General features: G+C 73.0%; 5 protein-coding genes. 1 reads left to right on the plus strand and 4 read right to left on the minus strand.

The window, feature by feature from the left end:
- Nucleotides 1-83: 83 nt before the first annotated feature.
- The 4 genes from FNH08_RS40510 to FNH08_RS40525 all read right to left on the minus strand — a co-directional run bounded on the left by FNH08_RS40510 (nucleotide 84) and on the right by FNH08_RS40525 (nucleotide 3,674).
- A complete protein-coding gene (locus tag FNH08_RS40510; RefSeq protein WP_152776519.1) occupies nucleotides 84-1,217 on the minus strand; it encodes a hypothetical protein in 1,134 nt (377 codons plus the stop codon).
- Nucleotides 1,217-1,879: an RNA polymerase sigma factor gene (locus FNH08_RS40515; RefSeq protein WP_322726260.1), complete on the minus strand. Its 663-nt coding sequence runs from the start codon at nucleotides 1,877-1,879 to the stop codon at nucleotides 1,217-1,219. Before FNH08_RS40515 ends, FNH08_RS40510 begins: the two co-directional genes overlap by 1 nt.
- A gap of 383 nt (nucleotides 1,880-2,262) precedes the next feature.
- Entirely contained in the window at nucleotides 2,263-3,060 is a 798-nt protein-coding gene (locus FNH08_RS40520) for a hypothetical protein (protein WP_152776520.1), read from the minus strand.
- Complete coding sequence (locus tag FNH08_RS40525; protein WP_322726261.1) at nucleotides 3,057-3,674, minus strand: RNA polymerase sigma factor; 618 nt, start codon at nucleotides 3,672-3,674, stop codon at nucleotides 3,057-3,059. The genes FNH08_RS40520 and FNH08_RS40525 overlap by 4 nt, the downstream gene beginning before the upstream one ends.
- 471 nt (nucleotides 3,675-4,145) lie before the next feature.
- On the opposite strand from FNH08_RS40525, the gene FNH08_RS40530 reads away from it, so the two are divergent.
- A complete protein-coding gene (locus FNH08_RS40530) occupies nucleotides 4,146-6,707 on the plus strand; it encodes an FG-GAP-like repeat-containing protein (protein WP_322726262.1) in 2,562 nt (853 codons plus the stop codon).
- Nucleotides 6,708-6,942: the final 235 nt, after the last annotated feature.

Consider the following 6,942-nt stretch of genomic DNA (forward strand, 5'->3'; position numbering starts at 1 on the left):
GCCCACAACTCCCCCGCAACCTCTATGACGCGTCCGACGTCGGATCCCTATGCGCGATGTGACGCACATCACGCAGACACGCCTCACAGAGACGTGTGCGAACCCAAGGCGCCGATGTGGTGGAGAACGGAAACGGGGTGGACGAGGCCGCCGTTGCCGCGGTGGTCGTTGCCGCCGTTCCGGCTCCCGGAGCCCTCGCCGTCACCGCCCCTGCCTCGACCGCCGGTGTCCCCGCCGCCGTTGTCCCCGCCGCCGTTGTCTCCGCCGTCCTTGCCTCGGCCGCCTTTGTCCTTGCCGCCCTTGCCTCGGCCGTCCTTGTCCCGGCCGGAGCCCGTGTCGCCGTTGCCGGGGGTGTCGCGCCCGTGGTCCGAGGTGCCCGTGGCGCCGCGGTCGCGCCGGTCACCCCGGTCGCCCAGGACGCCCTTGCAGTACTTCTTCACCTTGCCCCTGCCGCCCGCCAAGCCCTCCAGGACGCGCTTGCGGTCGGAGTCCAGCTTCTTGCCGTCGCGGACGTCGCGGCAGGCCGAGCGGACCCCACCGCCCCATCCGCGGCCGGCGCTCCGCCACTCCTTCCCGGAGTCCTTGGAGCCCGGCTGCCCGGTGGCGCCACCGCCCCGGGCCGTGTCGTCCCGGGCGCCCCCGTCGCCGGCCTCGCCCGTGCTGCCACCGGGCGACGGCTCACCTGCCCGCCCGCGCGCGGATCCGTCCGGCGACGGCGTCATGAGCGGCAGCTCGGGCGTCTCCGGGGCGGACGCCGTCGAGGCGGGCTGCGGCCGGTCGTCACGGAACGGAGTCGGCAGGACTCCGGCCACGGCCGCCACAGCGACCCCGCCGAGCATCCCGGCGGCCAGCGTCGCGGCCATCCCGAACCGCAGCGAGCGGCCCCGGCGGGCCCGCCGCCCCTCCGGTTCGGGCCACCCGAGCCGCACGAGACCGGCGTCGGCGGACCGCGCCGTGGCATACGTGCCGGCACCGGCGGACAGCGCCGTGTTCTCGCCGTCACGCTCCGCGCGTGCCTTGCGGAATGCCGCCAAGGTGGCTTCCTCACCCGGGAGTTCGGCGTCCACGGGAGGAAGGTCGGCGGTCAGCGCGTCCAGGGCCTCGGTGAGCCGGTCGGCGGCGGCGCGGGCGTCGGCGTCGAGGGCTTCGAGCGGCTCACCACGCAGCAGGCACTCCGCCGCTTCGCGGTCCAGCCACTTGTACTGCTCGTCGGCCATCACATGTCCTTCTGCGTCCGCGAACGCATATGCGTCACACCGGCGGACGTCACGGCGCGTGTCCGCGCTTCTCTCTGAGGGGGCACGGCGTCGAGCGCGCCGGTCGATCCCGAGTCCGCGCCGAGCAGCTCCGCGAGCCGCTTCAGTCCTCGGTGCGCGGCGGTGCGTACGGCTCCCGGCCGCTTGCCGAGGGTCTCGGCGGCCGTCTTGGCGTCGAGGCCCACGACGACACGCAGGACGACCGCCTCCGCCTGGTCCTGCGGGAGCTGGGCGATCAGCGAGAGCGCGTGGTCGGTGGCGAGCGCCTCCATGGCCTCACCGGCGGTGTCCGACTCGGCGGCCTTTCCGGTCAGCTCGGTCTCGTCACCGCCGATCGCCGGGCGTCGCCCGCGCATGCGTATGTGGTCGAGCGCGCGGTTGCGGGCGATACGGGCGGCCCAGCCCCGGAACCGGTCCGCGTCCCCGCTGAACCGCTCCAGGTCCCTGGCTATCTGCAACCACGCCTCGGAGGTGACGTCCTCCGCGTCCGGGTCGCCGACCAGCGTCCGCACGTATCCGAGCAGCCTTGGGTGGACCGCCCGGTACACGGTCCGGAACGCGGCCTCGTCCCCGTGCTGTGCCGCAAGTACGGCGGCGGTCAGCTCCGCGTCGTCCCCCAGCACCTGCGCGCGCCCCTTTTTGCGCCTAAACCGGCGCCGCTCTCGCGGACCCGGTTCTCGCCGTCGTGGTTCCTCAAATGATGGTTGCGGTCTACACGCCTTCGGCGGGTGCGGGGGTCGTCCGCCTTCCGCTCTCCGGCGCGAAACGCACGTTACGGCCTGAAACTGTCCCTCGTCCATGTCCTTAGAGCATGCAACTAACTCGTGATGCCGTGAGGTGTGACAGAAAGCGCACCCTCGGCGCTGTAGAGAGTACGGGCCGCCGCGCGGCCCGTGCCGTGCGACGGTCGGGGCCTCTCCTGTGGGGGGTGGCGGCCCCGGCCGTTGCCGTCGGCGGAGTCGGCCGGGTGTCTTGCGAGTACGGGGGTCTTGCGAGCACGCCGGCCCTACTTCTTCCTGGGCTGCCCTGGCCTGGGAGTCGTGCGGGCGGCCGTGCTCGGATCACTGGACGCGCCCGCGGTGTCCCGCTCCTTGTCCTTCTTCTGCCGCTCACTGCCGCCGCCGCTCACGCCCAGTCGCTCGGCGCAGTACGCGCGCACGCGCGACTCGCCGCCCGCCGCGTCGATCAGGCGCTGCCAGGCGGTGGCGTCCATGGCCTTGCCGCGGCCCTCGACCTTCTCGAACGCACGGCAGTGGGCCTCGGTGTCCTGGGCCTGCGAGGGGCGGTCCGAGGGGCCCGACGGGGATGCCCCCGGGGCGGGAGCGGACGAGCCGGTCGAGTCCGGCGGTGTGGACCCGGGCCGCTCAGGGGCGCTGCTCGACGGTCCGGCGCGCCCCTGGCCCTCTCCGTCGCCGCCCGACGAGACGCCGATGGCCGCCACGGCGACCCCACCGAGGGTCAGGCCGGCCAGCAGCGCCGCGAGCGTGGCCCGCAGCGAACGCCGGGCCCGCCGCACGCCCCGGGGACGCCAGTCGTCGCGCCGCCGGGTACGGGCCGGGTGGGCTCCCTGCTCGCGTGCCTCCAGGAACGCCGCGACGGCCCGCGCCTCACGCTTGCCTTCCACGTCACGGGCCCGCACGGCGGCGGCGAGGAGTACGGCGACGGGAGAGGACTCCGCGCGGAAATCCTGCGGGTCATCGGCGCCGGGGCGCGCGAAGTGACGGCCGGACGGCGTGCTGTCACCCTGTTGTCCACCCATCTCCACTTCACCTCCGCCCCACGGCTGCCAGTCGCTGCTGTTCATCTCGACTCCCCCAGCGTCCGGGGGCCCTCATCCGTCACACCCTCCGCGCCGAGCAGCCGCGCCAGGCGTTTGAGTCCGCGGTGGGCGGCGGTACGGACCGCGCCCGGCCGTTTACCGAGGACTCGGGCGGCGGAGGGCCCGTCCAGGCCGACCACCACCCGCAGCAGCACCGCCTCCGCCTGGTCGCGCGGCAGCTGGGCCACCAGCTCCAGGGCGTGTTCGGTGGAGAGCGACTCCATGGCCTGGTCGTACGTGCTGTGGGCGCCGGGCAGGTCCAGGACGTCGCTCTCCAGTCCGGTCGCCCGGGGCCGTACCTTCTGCCGGCGCAGATGGTCCAGGGCCCGGTGCCGGGCGATGGTCGCGGTCCACCCGCGGAAGCCCGCGCCGTCCCCCTTGAAGCGTCCGAGGTCCCGCGCTATCTCCAGCCACGCGTCGGACGCGACGTCCTCCGCGTCGTTCCCGACCAGCCCCCGCAGATAGCCGAGCAGGCCCGGCTGCACGATCCGGTACGCCACCGCGAACGCCGCCTCGTCCCCCTCCTGGGCCCGCGCGACGGCAGCACCCAGCTCCCCGTCGTATGCCTGCACGCGGCGGGGTTCCCCTCGCTGGCTCACTACTGTCCTCGTTCGCACCGAGATCGAGTTCGAGTCCTCCGGTCCGGCAGGACGTGGCCACTTCCGGCCGTGTCCGCGTCCTCCAAGGTCAACAGCGCCGGAAGCCACAGAACTGTCACAGCTCACCATGGGCCCCAACGGCCTCGGAGCGCTCCCACAGGATCAACACCAGGTGCACGCACAGGAGTTGGCGATGAGGAGGAACGGAGCTCATGTCGGCCGCCGCGAGGAAGCCCGGCGGCGGAACCACCGGGGTGACGTGCCCCACACCTTCGTGCGCCGATGATGATGTTCGGCCCTCCCTGTGTGCTCAATAGAGGGCTGCCCGTGTGTGCCGGGTGTTTGCTTTGTGTTGGTTTTCTAGGGGTGGGGCATTTGAGGCGCGGTAAGAGCCATGCGTACAGGCCGCTCAGCGTGAAGCGGCGGGCGTGGCTGACACTGGGGGCCGTCGTGATGGGTGGGGCGGGCGTCGTGACGTACGCAGTCGCCAGTCCGAGCACGGGGCCGGTCACCGACGGGCCCCGCACCAAGCGGGCCGTCGACGTGCATGACGTCGCGCTGTCCGCCGCCGGGAGCGGTACGCGGGCGCGGCTGGCGCGGACGGACACCGAGGAGTTCTCGCTCGTCGGCGTCTCCTGGACCGGCGCCACCGCCGAACTCGACGGCACCGCCCAGGTCCGTACCCGCGCCGTCGCGACCGGCGAGTGGACCGGCTGGCGGAACCTGAACGTGACGCCTCTGCCCGTCGACCGGGGCGAATCGAGCGAGCCGGGCGAGTCAGGTGAGTCTGGCGAGTCGGGTGAGCCGGGTGAGTCCGGCGAGCCGGGCGCCAAGAAGGCGCGCGGGGCCTCCGAGCCCCTGTGGGTCGGCCCCAGTGACGGCGTCGAGGCACGGGTCGTCGCCGCCGACGGCTCCTCGACCGCCGGGCTCCCCAAGGGGCTGGAGGTCAACCTCGTCGACCCCGGCGTGACCGCGGCCGAGCTGAGGAACAAGGGCCTCGACGCCACCACGGACGCAACAGCCGGCGCTGCCACCGGCATGAGCAACGCCGCCTTCCCGGTCGCACCGACCCCGCGGGCCTCCACCGTCAAGCGGCCCCCGATCGTCTCGCGCGCCCGCTGGGGCGCCGACGAGTCGACGGTGACGGGCACGCCCGAGTACATCGACAAGATCAGCGCGGTCTTCGTGCACCACACGGCCGGTACGAACGCCTACAGCTGCGCCCAGTCCCCGGCCCTGATCCGCGCGATCATGGCGTACGACATCCAGACCGCCGGCCGCGGCGACCTCGGCTACAACTTCCTGGTCGACAAGTGCGGCCGCGTCTTCGAGGGCCGCGCGGGCGGCGCCGACCTGTCGGTGCGCGGCGACCACACGTACGGCTTCAACGGCGACTCCGTGGGCATCGCGGTGCTCGGCGACTTCGAGGGCGGCAACGGTACGACCGCCGGAAAGCCGAGCCGGGCCGCGGTGGAGTCCGTGGCGCGACTGGCCGCGTGGAAGCTGGGCCAGTACGAGGGTGACCCGACCGGCGAGGTCACGCTGACCGCGTCCGATGACACGGGTGTGTACGCCAAGGGCGACCAGGCCGAGCTGAACGTGGTCTCCGGCGGCAAGGACGCGGCCACCACCACGTCCCCCGGCAAGAACCTGTACGCCAAGCTCGCCGAGGTCCGCCGCTACGCGGCCTCGCCCGGCGCGAACTCCGCGATCCCGACCGCCGACTACACGGGAGACGGCGTCAGCGACCTCGTGGCCGCCACCCCCGGGACGGGCAGCGGCTGGCTCACCCTCGTGCCCGGCGGTGTCAGCGCCCCGGTCTCCGCCTCCAAGCTCCGCATCAACCAGGCGAGCACGGGTGTCCCGGGCGCCGCCGAGTCCGGCGACCAGTGGGGCGCGGCCACCGCGTGGGGCGACATCAACGGCGACGGCTACGCGGACCTCGCGATCGGCGCGCCCGGCGAGGACGACTCGATCGGGCACAAGGACCGCGGCGCGGTGACCATCCTCTACGGCCCGAAGTTCGACAGCGAAGCCGACGCCGACACCATGGCGCTCGGCGACGACTACAACCCGAACAGCGCGAAGTTCGGCTCGACCGTGGCCGTCGGCGACTTCAACTCCGACGGCAGGGCGGATGTCTTCACGGCGGCCACCGGCACCGGCGGCAACTGGGCCGCCCGCTTCAACGACGGCCACGAGGTGGCGGGCGACATCACGACGGTGACCGGCTCCCTGGCCTACGCCGACGCCGCGACCGGTGACTTCAACCGGGACGGCTACGCGGACGTGGCGCTCAACTACCGTGACGCCTCCGGCGCCGGCAAGGTCGTCTGGTTCAAGGGCTCGAAGTCGCTGGGCCTGACCAAGGTGTCCACGCTCACCGTCAAGGGCGGCCGCTCCATCGCCGCGGGCGACGTGAACGGCAACGGCTACGACGACATCGTCATCGGCCAGCCCTACAAGGGCGAGTCCGGAGGCAACGCGGGCGGCCAGGTCACGATGGTCCCGGGTACGTCGACCGGCTTCACGACCACGGGTATGACGACCGTCCACCAGGGCACGAGCGGCGTGGAGGGCGCCTCGGAGTCCAACGACGCCTTCGGGGCCTCGGTCTCGGTCGGGGACTTCAACGCCGACGGCTACGCGGACGTCCTGACGGGCGCCCCGAACGAGGACATCACCCGCGCCGACAAGAACCGCTCCAACGCGGGCTCGACCTGGCTCCTCAAGGGCACGTCCTCGGGCCTGACGGGCACGGGCTCCCTCGCCCTCTCCCAGGACGCCACGGACATCCCCGGCTCCACGGAGACCGACGACAAGTTCGGCTCCGCCGTCTCCCTGACCGACCTCACGGGCGACGGCCACGCCGACCTCACCATCGGCACCGAGGGCGAGGACACCGGCAACGGCACCCTCCTGTGGGTCCCGGTACCGAACGGCACGGTCACACCGACCAGGTCGGCGTACTACGGGCTGACGCAGTTGGGGACGTCGACGGGAGGGCGTCTGGGCCAGGTGCTGACGCCGTAAGGACGAAATCCGGGGCGGGCTGAGTGATCAGCCCGCCCCTCCAGTCCCTCCGGCTTGAGTACAAGCCCGTCCAGGCCGCCGCTTCCAGCCCGTCCGGCGTTTGAGGACGAGGCCGTTCAGGCCGCCGCCTCCAGCCCGTCCGGCGTTTGAGGACGAGGCCGTCCAGGCCGCCGCTTCCAGCCCGTCCGGCGTTTGAGGACGAGGCCGTTCAGGCCGCCGCCTCCAGCCCGTCCGG

This window comes from Streptomyces spongiae (assembly GCF_009377185.1).
In the GTDB taxonomy this organism is placed as follows: domain Bacteria; phylum Actinomycetota; class Actinomycetes; order Streptomycetales; family Streptomycetaceae; genus Streptomyces; species Streptomyces spongiae.